Source organism: Kitasatospora sp. NPDC043949, from assembly GCF_056435365.1.
In genome coordinates this window covers 12,215-28,142 of sequence record NZ_JBWKEQ010000079.1, presented here as the reverse complement: position 1 = coordinate 28,142, position 15,928 = coordinate 12,215, and the positions used below count along the sequence as shown (strand labels likewise).

General features: G+C 72.7%; 15 protein-coding genes. 7 read left to right on the top strand and 8 right to left on the bottom strand.

The window, feature by feature from the left end; genetic code table 11:
* Positions 1 to 103: 103 nt before the first annotated feature.
* Complete coding sequence (locus AC07AL_RS36380) at positions 104 to 1,141, top strand: lysine-2,3-aminomutase-like protein (RefSeq protein ID WP_478319444.1); 1,038 nt, start codon at positions 104 to 106, stop codon at positions 1,139 to 1,141.
* A 29-nt stretch (positions 1,142 to 1,170) separates the two neighbouring features.
* The gene (locus tag AC07AL_RS36375; protein WP_400844509.1) at positions 1,171 to 2,148 is read left to right on the top strand and encodes a DMT family transporter; all 978 of its coding nucleotides are present in this window, start codon (positions 1,171 to 1,173) and stop codon (positions 2,146 to 2,148) included.
* A gap of 132 nt (positions 2,149 to 2,280) precedes the next feature.
* Here the strand turns inward: AC07AL_RS36375 and AC07AL_RS36370 are convergent, their stop codons facing one another.
* From AC07AL_RS36370 to AC07AL_RS36360, 3 genes are all read right to left on the bottom strand, one after another.
* Positions 2,281 to 3,672, bottom strand: a complete 1,392-nt coding sequence (locus tag AC07AL_RS36370) for an ABC transporter substrate-binding protein (RefSeq protein WP_363587305.1) — start codon at positions 3,670 to 3,672, stop codon at positions 2,281 to 2,283.
* 64 nt (positions 3,673 to 3,736) lie between these two features.
* Entirely contained in the window at positions 3,737 to 4,645 is a 909-nt protein-coding gene (locus tag AC07AL_RS36365; RefSeq protein WP_400329282.1) for a carbohydrate ABC transporter permease, read from the bottom strand.
* Positions 4,642 to 5,562 (bottom strand): carbohydrate ABC transporter permease, encoded by a 921-nt coding sequence (locus AC07AL_RS36360; protein WP_363629634.1) that lies wholly within the window; start codon positions 5,560 to 5,562, stop codon positions 4,642 to 4,644. Before AC07AL_RS36360 ends, AC07AL_RS36365 begins: the two co-directional genes overlap by 4 nt.
* A gap of 293 nt (positions 5,563 to 5,855) precedes the next feature.
* Here AC07AL_RS36360 and AC07AL_RS36355 point away from each other — a divergent pair, with 293 nt between their 5' ends.
* Entirely contained in the window at positions 5,856 to 6,518 is a 663-nt protein-coding gene (locus AC07AL_RS36355) for an SMI1/KNR4 family protein (protein ID WP_478319443.1), read from the top strand.
* A 103-nt stretch (positions 6,519 to 6,621) separates the two neighbouring features.
* Here AC07AL_RS36355 and AC07AL_RS36350 read toward each other — a convergent pair whose 3' ends face one another.
* The 3 genes from AC07AL_RS36350 to AC07AL_RS36340 all read right to left on the bottom strand — a co-directional run bounded on the left by AC07AL_RS36350 (position 6,622) and on the right by AC07AL_RS36340 (position 9,511).
* Positions 6,622 to 7,383 (bottom strand): SDR family NAD(P)-dependent oxidoreductase, encoded by a 762-nt coding sequence (locus AC07AL_RS36350; RefSeq protein ID WP_363587301.1) that lies wholly within the window; start codon positions 7,381 to 7,383, stop codon positions 6,622 to 6,624.
* Positions 7,380 to 8,813 carry an MFS transporter gene (locus tag AC07AL_RS36345; RefSeq protein WP_478319442.1) on the bottom strand — a complete coding sequence of 478 codons (1,434 nt, stop codon included), beginning with the start codon at positions 8,811 to 8,813 and terminating at the stop codon, positions 7,380 to 7,382. Before AC07AL_RS36345 ends, AC07AL_RS36350 begins: the two co-directional genes overlap by 4 nt.
* A gap of 116 nt (positions 8,814 to 8,929) precedes the next feature.
* On the bottom strand, positions 8,930 to 9,511 hold the full coding sequence (locus tag AC07AL_RS36340) for a TetR/AcrR family transcriptional regulator (protein ID WP_363587299.1): 582 nt from the start codon (positions 9,509 to 9,511) through the stop codon (positions 8,930 to 8,932).
* Positions 9,512 to 9,662: 151 nt separating this feature from the next.
* Here AC07AL_RS36340 and AC07AL_RS36335 point away from each other — a divergent pair, with 151 nt between their 5' ends.
* A complete protein-coding gene (locus AC07AL_RS36335) occupies positions 9,663 to 10,148 on the top strand; it encodes a DoxX family protein (RefSeq protein WP_363587298.1) in 486 nt (161 codons plus the stop codon).
* A 55-nt stretch (positions 10,149 to 10,203) separates the two neighbouring features.
* Here AC07AL_RS36335 and AC07AL_RS36330 read toward each other — a convergent pair whose 3' ends face one another.
* Together AC07AL_RS36330 and AC07AL_RS36325 are read right to left on the bottom strand one after the other, a co-directional pair.
* On the bottom strand, positions 10,204 to 10,500 hold the full coding sequence (locus AC07AL_RS36330) for an MTH1187 family thiamine-binding protein (RefSeq protein ID WP_400810127.1): 297 nt from the start codon (positions 10,498 to 10,500) through the stop codon (positions 10,204 to 10,206).
* A 104-nt stretch (positions 10,501 to 10,604) separates the two neighbouring features.
* Complete coding sequence (locus tag AC07AL_RS36325; RefSeq protein WP_478319445.1) at positions 10,605 to 12,089, bottom strand: SulP family inorganic anion transporter; 1,485 nt, start codon at positions 12,087 to 12,089, stop codon at positions 10,605 to 10,607.
* Between the two features lie 737 nt (positions 12,090 to 12,826).
* On the opposite strand from AC07AL_RS36325, the gene gcl reads away from it, so the two are divergent.
* From gcl to AC07AL_RS36310, 3 genes are all read left to right on the top strand, one after another.
* A complete protein-coding gene (gcl, locus tag AC07AL_RS36320) occupies positions 12,827 to 14,608 on the top strand; it encodes a glyoxylate carboligase (protein WP_363587296.1) in 1,782 nt (593 codons plus the stop codon).
* A gap of 148 nt (positions 14,609 to 14,756) precedes the next feature.
* On the top strand, positions 14,757 to 15,221 hold the full coding sequence (locus tag AC07AL_RS36315; protein WP_363587295.1) for a pyridoxamine 5'-phosphate oxidase family protein: 465 nt from the start codon (positions 14,757 to 14,759) through the stop codon (positions 15,219 to 15,221).
* Positions 15,222 to 15,304: 83 nt separating this feature from the next.
* Positions 15,305 to 15,793, top strand: a complete 489-nt coding sequence (locus tag AC07AL_RS36310; RefSeq protein WP_363587294.1) for a glutathione peroxidase — start codon at positions 15,305 to 15,307, stop codon at positions 15,791 to 15,793.
* Positions 15,794 to 15,928: the final 135 nt, after the last annotated feature.

The following is a 15,928-nucleotide window of genomic DNA, read 5'->3' as shown; positions in this document are numbered from 1 at the left end:
AACAAGCAGCGGGCCACGCGTCACGACGTCGGAAAGACGGTCAAACGCGCCGAATCGATCAAGGAACACCAAGCCCGACGAGGATAAATTCCAAGTTGAACCCATGGCTGGTTCGCGCCCGATCCGCACTCCCAAGGAACTGCTCGCACAGCACCTGATCCAGGAGGATCAGGTCGCGGCGATCACCGATGTCGCCAAACGGTACGCATTGAGCATCACACCGGCGATGCGCAGCCGCATCGTCGAGCTGGACGACCCGGTGGCCCGTCAGTTCGTGCCCACCGAAGACGAGTTGACCTCCCTGCCGGAGGAGCGGGAGGACCCCATCGGCGACGATCCCTTCACCCCGGTGAAGGGCGTCACCCACCGCTACCCGGACCGCGTGCTGCTCAAGCCCGTCCTGGTGTGCCCGGTGTACTGCCGGTTCTGCTTCCGCCGGGAGGTGGTCGGCCCCGGCGACTCGATGCTGAAGGAGTCCCAACTCGCCGCCGCGCTGGACTACATCCGCTCCCGCCCGGAGATCTGGGAGGTGATCTTCACCGGTGGCGACCCGTTCATCATGTCGCCCGACCGCCTGCGGCCGATCCTCAGGGCGCTCGACGGGATCGAACACGTCAAGGTGATCCGCTTCCACACCCGCGTGCCCGTGGTGGACCCGGACCGGGTGACCGAGGACCTGGTCGAAGCCCTCACCATGGACACTCCGGTCTGGGTCGTCGTGCACACCAACCACAGCCAGGAGATCGGCGACGGCGCGCGGCGCGCGCTGCGGCTGCTGGCCGGCTCCGGGATCCCGCTGGTCAGCCAGACGGTGCTGCTCAAGGGGGTCAACGACAACCCCGAGGCGCTGGAAGACCTGTTCCGCACCCTGATCGTCAACCGGGTCAAGCCCTACTACCTCCACCACGGCGACCTCGCCGTGGGCACCAGCCACTTCCGCACCACCATCAAGGAGGGGCAGGCGCTCGCCCGCAGCCTGCGCGGCCGCGTCTCGGGCCTGTGCCAGCCCACCTACGTGCTCGACATCCCCGGCGGCCACGGCAAGGTGCCCATCGGCCCGACCTACCTGAACGGGAACGGGACCGTGACCGACCCGTGGGGCATCACGCACACCTACCCGCCCAAGAGCACCGAGGACTGACCGCCCCCGCCGAAGGGAACCACCGGCCCATGGTCTCCGAACCCACCCCGCGCCGGCCGAACCCCACCCTGCCGCCCCCGCCCCGGGGCTCCGGCACCGGCGTGCTCGGCAACGCCGTCCGCCACCCGGGAGGGACGCTGACGCTGATCGGGGCCTCGGCGATCTGGGGCCTGTGGACCACCGCGGAGAAGTACTCCATCCGGGGACTTCCCGTCATGACGGTGCTCGCCGTCTCCCTGTTCACCGCCGCCGCCCTGCCGTGGGCCGTCCTGCTGTACCGGGGCGGCCACCGGCGCCCGTCGCGCGACCAGTTGAAGCGCCTCGCCCTCCTCGGGCTGTTCGAGCCGATGGTGGGGTACGGGGCCATCGGACTGGGGATGGCGCGGATCGACGCCACCCAGGCGTCGATCCTCCGCGGCTCCGAGGCCTGTTTCGTCGTGGCGCTGGCCGCGGTGATCAGCCGCCGGGCACCCACGCCGCGCGGTGTCGGCGGCGTCGTGCTGGGTGCGGTCGGCGTCGCCGCGCTGGGCGGGAGCCACGCCCTGCTGGGGCTCGGCGTGGGGGATCTCCTGGTGCTGGCCGGGACGTTCGCCGCCGCGGCGGCCACCATCATCACCGGACGCGTCGTCAGGGAGACCGATCCGCTGGTCGCCACGGCCTACCAGTTCGGCTTCGGCCTGCTGTTCTCCCTGCCGCTGTTCGTGGGCCAGTGGGTCATCAGCGGCAGTCTGGTCACCGGCGGCGCCCGCCCGCTGCACTGGATCGTCGCGGCGGGCGTCTGCGGCGGCGGGCTGGCCGGGGCGTTCCTGATGTACAACTACGCCGTGACGCGGACCCCGGTCACCACGGCGGGCGTCCTGCTCAACATCATCCCGGTGTTCGGACTCGCCTTCGCCGTGGCGCTCCTGGGCGAGCGCATCGACGTCTGGCAGTACGTGGGGGCCGCGCTCATCCTGGCCGGGATCTTCCTCTTCTCGGAGATCCCCGGGGCGGACTCCGACGGCTGAGCCCCGACCGGCCGTCCCCGACGATGGTCCCGAACGGCGGCGGCCCGCCGGGCGCGTGCTGCGCCGGGCGGGCCGTCGTGGGGCGGGCCGGTGGCCGTGAGTCGGGCCGGTGACCGTGGGGCAGGGAGGTGGTCAGCTCACGGAGCTGTTGTAGCTGTCGATGGCGGGCTGGAGCTCCTTGGCCGCGTCGGCCAGGGCCTGCTGGGCGGTCTTGGAGCCGGCGATGGTCTGCTCGATGGCCGTCTCGACGCCCTTGCGGGCCTGCGGCATCACGCCGAGCAGGCAGCCGGCGGTGGCCGGGGAGGGCTTGGTGGCCTTGAGCTGCTCGATGGCCGTCTGGAACTGCGGGTACTTGGCCACCCACTCCTTGTCCTTGGGGTCGTCCAGGGACTTGCGGTTGACCGGGAAGTAGCCGGTGCCGGTGTGCCAGGCGGCCTGCTGCTCGGGGGCGGTGACGAACTTCTCGAACTCCCAGGCGGCGCGCTTCTCGGCGTCGGAGTGGCCGGGGCCGCTGATCCACAGCGAGGCGCCGCCGATGACCGGGCCGCCCTGGTCGGCGGCGGCGACCTTGGGGAAGGCCGCGGTGCCGACGGCGAACTTGGCGGCCTCGGTGTAGCCGCGCAGCACGCCGGTGGACTCCAGGTGCATGGCGACGGTGCCGGCCTTGAACGCGGCCTGGGCGTCGTCGGTGTTGCGGCCGGTGTTGGCCGCGTAGCCGCCCTTGACGAGGTCGGCCCACCACTGGACGATCTGCGCGCCCTGGGCGGAGTCGAAGACGGCCTTGCCGGCCTTGTTGGTGCGGCCGTTGTCCTGGTCGCAGTACATGGTGCCGGACTCGGCGAGCAGCTGCTCGACGAACCAGCCGTAGATGGCGGCGCCGAAGCCGTAGCGGACGGTCTTGCCGTCGGCGTCCTTCTTGGTCAGCTTCTTCGCCAGCTCGCCGAGGTCGGCGAGGTCCTTGGGCGGCTGGGCCGGGTCGAGACCGGCCTCCTTGAAGGCGTCGGCGTTGAGGTAGAGCAGCGGCATGGAGGAGTTGAACGGCATCGAGACGAGCTTGCCGCCGACGGAGTAGTAGTTGCGGATGTTCGGGTCGAGGTCGTCGAGGGCGAAGCCGTCCTTGTCGGCGAAGGCCTGGGCCGGGACGGTCTGCTTGGAGTCGATCATGAACCGGGTGCCGATGTCGTAGACCTGCACCAGGGCGGGGGTGCCCTTCTGCTGCACCGCGGCCTTGTACTTGGCGACCAGGTCGTCGTACTTGCCCTGGAACTGCGCCTTGACCTCGATCTTGCCCTGGTGGGCGGCGTTGAACTGGCTGACCAGCCCGGTGAGGACCTCGGCGTTCTTCCCCGTCATCGAGTGCCAGAACTCGACGCCGGTGACGCCCGAGGCCTGGTCGAGCGCCTGGGCACCGGGGACGGCGTCGGAGGAGCCGCCGGAGCCGGAGGTGGAGTCGCCGGAGCTACAGGCGGTCAGGGACAGGCCGGCCACCAGCAGGGCCGCGAGCGCGCGGGCACTCTTCTTCACGGGAGGGTTCTCTCTCTGTCGGGAGGGACGTGCTCGAAGGAGCGGGAGGAAGCGGCGGAGCGGGTCAGCGGACGGCGCCCGCGGTGAGACCGCGGACGATGAAGCGCTGGCCGAAGACCACCAGGGCGAGCGTGGGCAGCAGGGAGAGCACGACGCCGGCCAGGATCAGGCCCGGATCGGACATCTCGGAGTCGCGCAGCGAGGTGAGGCCGATCTGCAGGGTCTGCATGTTCGCCGTGCGGGTGATGATGAGCGGCCAGAAGTACTGGTTCCAGGCGGACAGGAAGACGTAGATCGACAGCGCCGCCAGGGCCGGCTTGTTGAGCGGGACGACGATCCGCCACAGGAACCGCCAGTGGCCCGCGCCGTCGATCCGCGCGGCGTCGCGCAGTTCGCCGGGCAGCTGCCGGAAGGCCTGCCGCAGCATGAAGGTGCCGAAGCCGGAGGCGAGGAAGGGCAGCACCAGGCCGAAGTAGGTGTTCCCGAGCCCCCAGCCGGACAGTGTCAGGTAGTTGGGGATGATGATGGCCTCCCACGGGACCATCAGCGTCGCCAGGAACACCCCGAACACCACGGCCCGCGCCTTGAGCGGCAGGAACACGAAGGCGTACGCGGCGAGGACCGAGGTGAACAGCTGGGCGAGCGTGATGACGGTCGCCACGATCGCCGAGTTGGCGTACTGCCTCGCCAGCGGGACGGTGTCGACGGCGCCGGCGAAGTTCCGCCCGGTGACCGAGTGGGGCACCAGCGCCGGCGGGTAGGAGGAGAGTTCGGACGGGCTCATGAAGGCGCCGGCGATCGCGTAGTACACCGGGAAGGCCACGGTGACGACGGCGACGGCGAGCAGCAGGTAGACGGCGGCGCGGCCGAGCAGGTCGCGCGGCGAGCGGCCGGCCAGCACGCGGGGGCGCGGGCGCGGCGCGGCGGCCCCGTCCTGGGCCCCGGGCCCGGCCTCGGTGGCGGTCACGGTCATGCGTAGTGCACCTTCCGCTCCAGGACGCCGAACTGGACGGCCGTGCAGGCGAGGACGACCACGAGCAGCACCACGGCCTGGGCACTCGCGGTGCCGAAGTCGCTGGAGCCGTAGGCGAAGGCCTTCTCGTAGACGGAGTAGACGAGGGTCCGGGTGGCGCCGTCGGGGCCGCCCTTGGTGAGGATGTGGATCTGGCCGAAACTCTGCAGCGAGTGGACGGTGGAGACCACGGTCAGGAAGAACAGGTTCGGACCGAGCATCGGCACGGTGATCGAACGGGCCAGCCGCAGCCCCGAGGCGCCGTCGATCCGCGCGGCCTCCAGGATCTCGCCGGGGATCGAGCCGATGCCCGCGGACAGCACCAGCACGTTGTAGCCGAGGCTCATCCACACCGTGGTGACGGCCACCGAGACCAGCGCGTACCGGGAGTCGGTCAGCCAGCCGATCGGGCCCAGCCCGACGTGCGAGAGCAGGCCGTTGAGCACCCCGCTGGCGGGGTTGAAGAACACCGCGAAGACCACGGACGCGCTGGCCACCGAGAAGGCGAAGGGCAGCGCGAACGCGGAGCGCAGCAGCCGTACGCCCCGGATCCGGTTCTCCAGGAGCAGCACCAGCACCAGCGCGCCCAGCACGCCGGGCACCACGGTGAGCAGCGTGAACAGGGCGGTGGTGACGAGCGTGCGCCGGAAGTCCGCCGAGGTCAGCAGCTCGGTGTAGTGCTTCAGCCCGACGTAGCGCGAGGGCGCGCCGAACAGGTCGTTGGCGTGTCCGCTCAGGTAGATGGTCCGTCCCAGCGGGTAGCCGATGAAGAGGACGAAGACCACCAGGGAGGGCAGCAGGAAGGCCCAGGCGAGGCCGTGCTCACCCCAGCGGCTTCGGCGGCCCGGGTGGGGCTTGGTGTGTGGTGCGGTCGGCATGGGTTTGCGCGTCCCGCCTTTCGTTGCGTCGGTTCCGGCCGAAACCGTGTCCTGCCCACACGACGGGTCGGAAACCCCACGGTGAGCAATGGGTGTCGGTGGGATTACGCGTTCGCGTCAGATTCGGCCGGTCGTGGGCGGACGGGCGTTGGGGCGCGTCCCCGGCCGGTCGTGGGCGGGCGGGATGTGCGGCGCGCCCCCGCCCGTTCCGGTACGCCCTCCGGTGGCACCGGACTGTCGGTGGGGCGTCGTACGGTTCCCGGACTGTCGGTGGGGCGTCGTACGGTTCCCGGATGGACGACACCGAATTCGACATCCGGGCCGCGATGGCCGAATCCCTGCGGGGCCGCGCGGGCGCCCGGGCGCTGGTCGAGGGCTTCGCCGCCTACTGGGGCGAGCCGCTGCGGCCCGACGACGGCTTCACGGACGCCGAACTCGACGCCGCCGAAGGGCGCCTGGGCCTGCGGCTGCCGGCCGCGCTGCGCGAGGCGTACCGGCTGTTCGGCCGCCGGGAGGACCTCACCGGCAACCACAACCGGCTGCTGTCGCCGGAGGAACTGTTCGTCCTGGACGGCGCCCTGGTGTACCAGGAGGAGAACCAGGCGTGCGCGCACTGGGGCGTCCTGCTGGCCGACCTCGACCAGGACGATCCGCCGACGGTGGGCCGGCTCGACCTCGCGGACAAGTCGGAGAAGCGCTGGGAGCCCTGGGAGGAGCGCTTCTCGACGGCCGCGACGGCGATGGTGATGGTGGAGAAGCTGTTGCAGGACGACGAGTTGAGCGTGTTCGCCGAGTCCGGAGTGGAGGTGCCGGAGGGGCTGGCGGAGCTGCCCCGGCTCGGCCGTGGCTGCCGCTGGTTCACCGGGCCGGACGTGCTGGTCGTCGAGCTCGACGAGGACCTCGTGGTGGCCCGGGCCCGGACCGAGGAGGCCCGGGACGCACTGGCCGAGCAGTGACCTGATGGCCCAACGACGGTGCTCCGACCGGTCGTTGGGTCATGAGTGGATCAGGCGGTGGCCCAACGACGGTGCGCCGCACGGCCGTTGGGCCACGGGCGGATCAGGCGGTGGCGCCGCCGTCCAGGACCAGGTCGGCGCCGACGGTGAAGCCCGCCTCGGACGAGGCCAGGTACAGCACCGCGGCGGCGACCTCCTCGACCGCACCCGCCCGGCCGACGGGGAGGCTGTCCTTCATCCGCGCGGCCTTGTCGTCGGCGTTCTCGCCGGGCCGGGTGGACATGCTGGTGTCGACCGGGCCGGGGCTCACCATGGTGATCCGGACGCCGTCCGCGATGTGGTCGAGGGCGGCGCTGCGGGTCAGCGCGGTGACGGCGGCCTTGCTGGCGGCGTAGGCGCCGAGGCCGGGCACACGCATGTGGACGCCGAGGTTGGAGGAGATGTTGACGATCGCGCCGCCGCCGTGGGCCCGCATGTGGCCGATCTGGTGCTTCATGGCGAGCCAGGTGCCGGTCAGGTTGACCGCGAACACCCGGTGCCACTCGTCCTCGTCGATGTCGGCGACCGGGCCGACGGCGCCGAACACCCCGGCGTTGTTGACGGCGACGTCCAGGCCGCCGAGGAGTTCGACGGTCTCCCGGACCAGCCGGGCGGCGTCCTGACCGTCCGCCACGTCGCCGGTCAGCGCGACGGCCTTGCCGCCCGCCTGCTCGATCAGCTCGACCGTCTCGGCGAGCGGGCCCGCGCTGCGGCCCGCGACCGCGACCCGGGCGCCCTCCCGGGCGAAGGCGAGCGCCACGGCCCGTCCGATACCGCTGCCGCCGCCGGTGACCAGGACGGACTTGCCGATGAAACGCGTGGTCATGAGAGGTGCTCCTTGATCTGGATGGTGCGTTCTGGTGCGGTGTCGGTCTCTGTGGTGGTCTCGGGAGTCACCCGCGCCGGCATGGCGACGGCGAGGGCGGTGAGCGCCAGGGCGGTGCCCGCCGCCGCGAAGGCCGTGGCGTAGCCGCCGACCACGCTCGGGCGGGTGGCGGCGAGCGCCATCAGGGCGGCCACCCCGGCGGTGGGGCCGAGTTCCATCGCGGTGTTGAGCACGCCCGCGGCGAGGCCGGTCCGTTCGGGCGGCACGCCCGCGGTGGCGAGCACGGCCGCGCCGGCGAAGGCGGTAGCGGCCCCGGCGGGCAGCAGGAGCAGCCCGGGCAGCAGCCCGGTGGCGTAGTCGCTGCCGGGCGCGAGGCCCGCCAGCAGGCCGAGCCCGGCCGCCGCGAGGGCGAGCCCTCCGGCGGTGACCGCGACGGCGCCGTAGCGGGCCGTCAGCGGCCCGGCCAGGCGGCCGGCCGTCAGCAGTGCCGCCGCGTACGGCAGGAAGGCGGCGGAGGTGGCCAGCACGCCCCAGCCGCGGACCTGTTGGAGGTAGAGCGCGAGCAGCAGGAAGGTCAGCGCGGTGCCGGCGGCGGTCGCCATGACGGCGGCGAGGGCGGTGGCCCGGCGGCGGTCGGCGAGGAAGCCGGGCGGCAGCAGCGGGTCGGCGGTGCGCCGTTCGACGGCGGCGAAGGCGCACAGCAGGGCGAGCCCGGCGGCCAGCGGCAGCAGCGTCCCGGGGCTTCGCCAGCCGTGGTCGGTGGACGCCACCAGCCCGTAACTGGCCGCGCAGACACCGGCGGCGGCCAGGGCGGCGCCGGGCAGGTCCAGCCCCGGCCGGCCGACGGCCGACGGTCGGCTGGCGGGTTCGGCGGGCGGCAGCGAGCCGGAGCGGACCAGGCCGACGAGGGCGACCAGGACGGGCACCGCGAACAGCCAGCGCCAGGAGACCCAGGCGGCGACGGCGCCGGAGAGCAGGTTGCCCGCCGTGGCGCCGAGCACCGAGAGGCCGCCCCAGGCGGCCATCGCCCGCCGGTATTCGGCGGGTCCGGGCCGTAGCACCCGGACCACGGCGACCGCCGCCGGGGCTGCCAGGGCCGCGCCGACGCCCTGGGCGAAGCGGCTCGCCAGCAGGACGGGGTAGCCGGGCGCGAGGGCGCAGGCGATCGAGGAGGTGCCGAGCAGGGCCAGGCCCACCCGCAGCAGCCGGCGGCCGCCGTGGCGGTCGGTCAGCCGCCCGCCGAGGAGCAGCAGGGCGCTGAAGGAGAGCCCGTAGGCGGCGCTCAGCAGCAGCACACCGGACGGGCCGAGCCCGAACTCCCGGGCCACCAGGGGCAGTGGCACGGACAGGATCATGATCGTGAAGATCAGCGTGGCCTGCACGCCGCCGAGCAGGGCGAAACCGGGCCGGTCGGCCGTGGCGACACTCATGGAAACCCCCCTCTCCATAATGACCGTTCGGTCCAGTATTGGGACAGCAAGAGGCGGCCTCCACCGTCGCCCCGCCATCGCCCCACGATCCGTCAGCCGATCCGTCAGTCGACTCGTCAGTCGAGCAGCACCAGCGCCTGCTCGGCGGCGTCCCGCACCCGGGACGCGCCGTCGGCGGTCCGGCCCAGAACCCGCACGCCCTGCAACAGCACCAGCAGCATCCGGGCCAGCGCCCTCGGGTCCCGCCCGGCGGGCAGTTCGCCCTGCGCCTCGGCCCGGACCAGGGCGGCGGTCAGCACCGTCTCCAGGTGGCCGAGCCCGGCCTCCACCCGGCGGGCCGCCGAGGGGTCGCGCGCGGCGAGCTCGACGGCGGTGTTGGTGATGAAGCACCCGCGCTTCAGCCCGTCCTCGGCGGACTCCGCCGCGAACCGGCGGACCAGCGCGCGGACGGCCGGCAGCACCGGGCCGGGCTGGGAGAGCTCGGCCAGGAGCACCGGGTCGGCCTGCTCGCCGTACCGCTCCAGCGCCCGCAGGAACAGTTCGTGCTTGCTGCCGAAGGTGGCGTAGATGCTCGCCCGGGCGATCCCGAGCTCCTCGACCAGGTCGGCCATCGAGGTGGCCTCGTAACCGCGCCGCCAGAACAGCTCAAGGGCCGACTGGAGCACGGCGTCCGGGTCGAATTCCTTCGTTCGCGCCATGGGTGAACGCTAACCCTTTCCAGAACGGTCGGTCAAGATCCTCCCCGAAGGTCGCACACGTGGGATCTGACGGAGCATTGCCAAGTGGACTAGACCAAGGCTACCCTTACCGCCCCGTACCTCCTCCTCCCCCCACAGGAGGCGTTTCCCCATGCCCGCGAACCTTCCCACCTCTCCCCAGCAGGCGGCCGAGGCCGCCCGCCCGCTCGTCCTGACGGCCTTCCGGGTCGTCGTCGGGCTGCTCTTCGCCTGCCACGGCGCCGCCTCGCTCTTCGGCGTCCTCGGTGGCACCAAGGGCGGCGGCACCGTCCCGCTCGGTCAGTGGCCCGGCTGGTGGGCCGCGCTGATCCAACTGGTCGGCGGCGCCCTGGTGCTGCTCGGCGTCGGCACCCGGACCGCCGCCCTGCTCTGCTCCGGCTCGATGGCGTACGCCTACTTCACCGTGCACCAGGAGCACTCCCTGCTGCCGCTGCAGAACGGTGGCGAACCCTCCGTCATGTTCTGCTGGGCCTTCCTCGCCATCGCGGTGCTCGGCTCCGGCCCCTACGCCCTGGACCGGCTGCTGGCCCGGCGCACCACGGCCGAGCCGGCCGCCCAGCCCGCCCCGGCCGGGGCACACCAGGGCCAGACCGGCTGAGCACCCGGCCCGGCCCAGGGCCCGACGAGCGGCTCGACGGACTGACTGTGCGGGGTCAGTCCTCGGCCAAGTGCCGTTCCACCGAGGCGACCTTGGCGGTGAGCCCGTCGGTGACCCCGGCCCGGTCGTCGATCTTGATGACCGTGCTCACCCGGCCGCTGTAGGCCTTCACCGCCTCGATCGCCGCCCGGATCACCGGCATCACCTCGTCCCACTCCCCCTCGATGCTGGTGAACATCGCGTCGGTCCGGTTGGGCAGTCCGCTCGCCCGGACCACCCGGACGGCTGCTGCCACCGCCTCTCCCACGTCCTCGCCGATCCCCAGCGGGGTCACCGAAAAGGCTGCGATCACGGCTCTGCGCTCCTTCCGCCGACGGCACTCACCGGCAGCACTGGTCGTGGCCGGGACCAGGTTCCGGTCCGGGCCGCGACCAGGCTAACCAGCCTTGCCGGCGCTCACACCACGGTCGGCAGCGGCGGTTCGACCGCGAGCGGAGCAGTGGCGCGGGCCCGGTGCTGGGCGGCCCACGCGGTGAGGGCCACCGTGCAGGCGTGGTCCAGGTGGCGCAGCCCGGACCAGTCGAGTTCCACCGGCCGGTCGGCCGGCAGCCGTTCCAGGGCGTCCAGCAGCCGGGGCAGCCGCAGGAAGGTCGCGTTGCCGGTGAGCCGGACGCGCTGCAGGGCCTCGCCGGACGGCAGGACCAGTTCCTCCAGGCCGATCTGGAGGTGCGAGGTCTGCCAGGCGGACTTGGCCACGGCCAGGCCGATGCCGATCAGCACCCCCTCGAACAGGTCGGTGGCGATGATGGCGCTCGCGGTCACCGCGAGCACCAGCGCCTCGCCCCGGTGGCCGCGGCAGAGTGCGGCGATCCGCCGCAGCGGGACGAGCTTGGCGCCGGCGTGGACCAGGACGGCGGCCAGCGCGGTGAGCGGGACGAGCCCGAGCACGCCGGGCAGCAGCGCGGTGAACAGCAGCAGCCAGAGCCCGTGCAGGGTGCGCGAGGCCTTGGTCCGCGCCCCCGCCTGGACGTTGGCCGCGCTGCGGACGATCACCGCGGTCATCGGAAGGGCGCCGAGCAGCCCGCAGACGGTGTTGCCGATGCCCTGGGAGGTCAGCTCGCGGTCGTAGTCGGTACGCCGGCCGTGGTGCATCCGGTCGACGGCGGCGGCGCTGAACAGCGTCTCGGCGGAGGCGATCAGGGTGAAGGCGACGACCGTACCGAGGCCGGCGGTGCCCGCCACCGCGCCGAGCGCGGCACGGTCGGGCAGGTGGACGACGTCGAGCAGGCCGGACACCCGGACCCTCGCCACCGGCAGGTCGGCGGCGGCCGTGACGGCGGCGGCCAGCCCGACCGCGGCCAACGGCGCGGGGACGCCGCGGGCGACGCGCCCGGGCAGGTACTTCCAGCCGACCAGCACGAGCAGGGTGGCCAGGCCCAGGGCGACCGCGCTCGGGTCGGCCACGCCGGTGACCACGTCCGCCAGCAGGTCGGGCAGTCCGGCGATCTTCTCCGGCCCGGTGGCCGGGGCGCGGCGGTCGGCGAGCGCGTACAGCTGGCCGAACAGCAGGGTCAGTCCGATGCCGGCCAGCATGCCGTGCACCACCGAGGCGGACATCGCCCGGAACCAGCGGCCGAGCCGGAGCGCTCCCATCGCGATCTGGAGCAGCCCGGTGCCGAGGACGAGCAGGCCGAGGGCGGTGACGCCGAAGCGCTGGACGGCGTCGTAGACCAGGACGGTCAGCCCGGCGGCCGGGCCGCTGACCTGGAGGCTGCTGCCGGGCAGGAGGCTGACGACCAGGCCGCCGACGATGCCGGTGACCAGACCCAGTTCGGCGGGGACGCCGGAGGCGACCGCCACCCCGACGCACAGCGGCAGGGCGACCAGGAACACCACCAGCGAGGCGGGCAGGTCGTAGCGCCAGGGGACGGCGCGCAGCACGGCGAGCGGGGGCCGGCGGCGGCCCGGCGGGGCCTTGCGGCGGCGGGGCGTTCGGCTCACCCGGTCACCACCGGGGGCGGGCAGGGAGACAGCGCATGGCGGCGTTCCTTTCGCGCGCCCGCCGCTGCGGGCACGCCGTCACAGGGGGGTGAGGAGAGGGAAGGGAGGTGGACCGCGCGGAGGGGCGACAGCGGTACGGCCGCGGGTCCGGGCGGACCGGACGGCGGCGGGTGTCGGGTCGGTGCGGCCAGGGGGTGCGTCCCTCGCTCGGGTGCGGCGGACCGGGCACGCTGGTCCTGGACGGGACCGGCCGCCGGAGCTCCCCCGCTCCCGGACCGTCCCGAATCCCCCTGCCACGGCCTCAGTTGGACATCACGGGCCCGGCGTGCCACCGACGGTACCCAGGGGTGCGGGGTGGGCCGACCTCGGGCACCGTCCCTTCACCCGCACTGCACACCGGCCGCGCTTTCCGGCGCGGAACGACCGGCTCCCCGGGCACACCAGCGCGATAGGCGCCCACCTGTACGAACCCGGCCCCGCCTCCCCGCCCCTCGGACGCCTGCGGCGACCTGCGGTTTCACCCCCGGGGCCGGCTTCCACATTCTGTTGGACCTCCCCTTGACGCCCCACCGAGGCCAGCCGTACCGTATTTCCACATACAGAAACCGTTCTTCCGTATGGTGGAATTCTGGAGATGAGCCCTCCGACCCACTGCGGGCCGACGCAGGAGATACCCGATGCCTCGTATGACAGCCGCCCGCGCGGCCGTGGAGATCCTCAAGCTCGAAGGCGTTGAGGTCGCGTTCGGCGTGCCGGGCGCGGCCATCAACCCGTTCTACGCCGCGCTCAAGGCCTCCGGCGGGATCAGGCACACGCTGGCCCGGCACGTCGAGGGCGCCTCCCACATGGCCGAGGGCTACACCCGCGCCAAGGCCGGCAACATCGGCGTCTGCATCGGCACCTCGGGCCCGGCCGGCACCGACATGATCACCGGTCTGTACTCGGCGATCGCCGACTCCGTCCCGATCCTGTGCATCACCGGCCAGGCCCCCGTCGCCCGCCTGCACAAGGAGGACTTCCAGGCCGTCGACATCGCCTCGATCGCCAAGCCCGTCACCAAGGCCGCCACCACCGTGCTGGAGGCCGCACAGGTCCCCGGTGTGTTCCAGCAGGCCTTCCACCTGATGCGCTCCGGCCGTCCGGGCCCGGTCCTGATCGACCTGCCGATCGACGTCCAGCTGACCGAGATCGACTTCGACCCCGAGGCCTACCAGCCGCTCCCCGTCTACAAGCCCGCCGCCAACCGGATCCAGATCGAGAAGGCGCTCGCGCTGCTCCAGGCGTCCGAGCGCCCGCTGATCGTCGCCGGCGGCGGCGTCATCAACGCCGACGCCGCCGAACTGCTGCGGGAGTTCGCCGAGCTGACCGGCGTCCCGGTGGTCCCGACCCTGATGGGCTGGGGCATCGTCCCCGACGACCACGAGCTGAACGCCGGCATGGTCGGCCTCCAGACCTCGCACCGCTACGGGAACGAGAACTTCCTCGCCTCCGACTTCGTCCTGGGCATCGGCAACCGCTGGGCCAACCGCCACACCGGCGGCCTGGACGTCTACACCGCGGGCCGCACGTTCGTCCACGTCGACGTCGAGCCCACCCAGATCGGCAGGATCTTCGCCCCCGACCTCGGCATCGCCTCCGACGCCAAGGCCGCGCTGGAGCTCTTCCTCCAGGTCGCCCAGGAGCTCAAGGCCGCCGGGCGGCTCAAGGACCGCAGCGAGTGGGCCGCCGCCACTCAGGACCGCAAGGCCCGGCTCCAGCGCCGCACCCACTTCGACGACGTGCCGATCAAGCCGCAGCGCGTCTACGAGGAGATGAACAAGGCGTTCGGCCCGGACACCCGCTACGTCACCACCATCGGCCTCTCCCAGATCGCCGGCGCGCAGTTGCTGCACGTCTACCGGCCGCGGCACTGGATCAACTGCGGCCAGGCCGGCCCGCTCGGCTGGACCATCCCGGCCGCGCTCGGCGTCGCCACCGCCGACCCCGAGGGCCAGGTCGTCGCGCTCTCCGGCGACTACGACTTCCAGTTCATGGTCGAGGAGCTGGCCGTCGGCGCCCAGCACCGCATCCCGTACGTCCACGTGCTGGTGAACAACGCGTACCTGGGCCTGATCCGCCAGGCGCAGCGCAACTTCGACATCGACTTCCAGGTCAAGCTGGAGTTCGAGAACATCAACGCGCCGGAACTGGGCGTCTACGGCGTGGACCACGTCCGGGTCGCCGAGGGCCTGGGCTGCAAGGCGATCCGGGTCACCGAGCCCGAGGGCCTGCTGCCGGCCTTCGAGGAGGCCAAGAAGCTGGCCGCCGAGTTCCGCGTCCCGGTCGTCGTCGAGGCGATCCTGGAGCGGGTCACCAACATCTCGATGGCCGCCGCCGACATCGACAAGGTCAACGAGTGGGAGGAGATCGCCACCCTCCCCGAGCACGCGCCGACCGCCGTCAAGCCGCTGGCGCCCTGAGCCCGCCGCGGGCCGCTCGGGGCGGGATCCGGCCCGGATCCACCACTGCGCCCCGCCCCGAGTGGCCCGGACGCGCACCGGGTACAAACCGGAAGACGCTCGCGCCCGACCTCCGTGCGCGGGCCCGGAGCCCCCTGGAGCGGACACCATGCCCTTCAGCATGAGCAAGGCCGAGCGCGAGCGGTTCCTCGCCGCACCGCACGTCGGTGTGCTGGCCGTCGACTCCGGCGCCGGAGCGGACCGGGGCCCGCTGGCCGTACCGGTCTGGTACACCTACGTCCCCGGCGGCCTGCTCACCGTCGTCACCGGCCGCGACTCCGTCAAGGCCCGGCGGATCCGCGCCGCCGGGCGGTTCACCCTCTGCGCCCAGCGCGAGCAGGGCCCGGCCGCGTACGTGAGCGTCGAGGGCCCGGTGGTGGCGGTCGAGGACCGGCTCGACCGCGACGAGTGGGCCGCCCTCGCGAACCGCTACCTGTCACCCGAGGCCGCGCGCGACTACCTGGCCTCCGCCCGGGAACAGTTGGCCGCCGACATCACCTTCCGGATGCGGCCCGAGCGCTGGTCGAGCGCCGACTTCTCATCCTTCGGGGCCGACCTGTCGCAAGACCGGTAGGTCGGGCTCGGTCCAGGTGGTCGCGGCCACTACGGTGGCCAGGCGACCACCTGTTCCGCACTCCTTTCGAAAGGACCACCACCGTGAGCCTGTACGACATCCCGCTCCGCACCCTCACCGGCGAGCCCACCTCGCTGGCCGAGTACAAGGGCAAGGCGCTGCTGATCGTCAACGTCGCCTCCAAGTGCGGCCTGACCCCGCAGTACACCGGCCTGGAGAACCTCCAGCAGCGGTACGCCGCACGCGGGTTCACCGTGCTGGGCTTCCCCTGCAACCAGTTCGCCGGGCAGGAGCCGGGCAGCGCCGAGGAGATCCAGACCTTCTGCTCCACCACCTACGGCGTCACCTTCCCGCTGTTCGAGAAGATCGACGTCAACGGCGACGACCGGCACCCGCTGTACCGGCAGCTGACCCAGGTCGCCGACGCCGAGGGCGAGACCGGGGACGTCAGCTGGAACTTCGAGAAGTTCCTGATCTCCCCCGACGGCACCGTGGCCGCCCGGCTGCGGCCGCGGGTCGAGCCGGAGTCGGCCGAGCTGATCGCGGCGATCGAGGCCGTCCTCCCGGCCTGACCCCCACCCACCCGCCGACGGACCGGCCCCGGGCACCCGCCCGGGGGTGGTGCGTTTTTTTCCCCAGGCGTCGAGGAAACCCCCTCCCCTCTCTCACCGGGCCCGACAGCGACGGGACAGGAGAAAGGCGTACAA

Bases quoted from the DNA above. Each gene is read 5' to 3' on its own strand.
- AC07AL_RS36380 (WP_478319444.1), top strand. From the start codon at position 104: ATGGCTGGTTCGCGCCCGATCCGCACTCCCAAGGAACTGCTCGCACAG.
- AC07AL_RS36375 (WP_400844509.1), top strand. From the start codon at position 1,171: ATGGTCTCCGAACCCACCCCGCGCCGGCCGAACCCCACCCTGCCGCCC.
- AC07AL_RS36365 (WP_400329282.1), bottom strand. From the start codon at position 4,645: ATGACCGTGACCGCCACCGAGGCCGGGCCCGGGGCCCAGGACGGGGCC.
- AC07AL_RS36360 (WP_363629634.1), bottom strand. From the start codon at position 5,562: ATGCCGACCGCACCACACACCAAGCCCCACCCGGGCCGCCGAAGCCGC.
- AC07AL_RS36355 (WP_478319443.1), top strand. From the start codon at position 5,856: ATGGACGACACCGAATTCGACATCCGGGCCGCGATGGCCGAATCCCTG.
- AC07AL_RS36350 (WP_363587301.1), bottom strand. From the start codon at position 7,383: ATGACCACGCGTTTCATCGGCAAGTCCGTCCTGGTCACCGGCGGCGGC.
- AC07AL_RS36345 (WP_478319442.1), bottom strand. From the start codon at position 8,813: ATGAGTGTCGCCACGGCCGACCGGCCCGGTTTCGCCCTGCTCGGCGGC.
- AC07AL_RS36340 (WP_363587299.1), bottom strand. From the start codon at position 9,511: ATGGCGCGAACGAAGGAATTCGACCCGGACGCCGTGCTCCAGTCGGCC.
- AC07AL_RS36335 (WP_363587298.1), top strand. From the start codon at position 9,663: ATGCCCGCGAACCTTCCCACCTCTCCCCAGCAGGCGGCCGAGGCCGCC.
- gcl (WP_363587296.1), top strand. From the start codon at position 12,827: ATGCCTCGTATGACAGCCGCCCGCGCGGCCGTGGAGATCCTCAAGCTC.
- AC07AL_RS36315 (WP_363587295.1), top strand. From the start codon at position 14,757: ATGCCCTTCAGCATGAGCAAGGCCGAGCGCGAGCGGTTCCTCGCCGCA.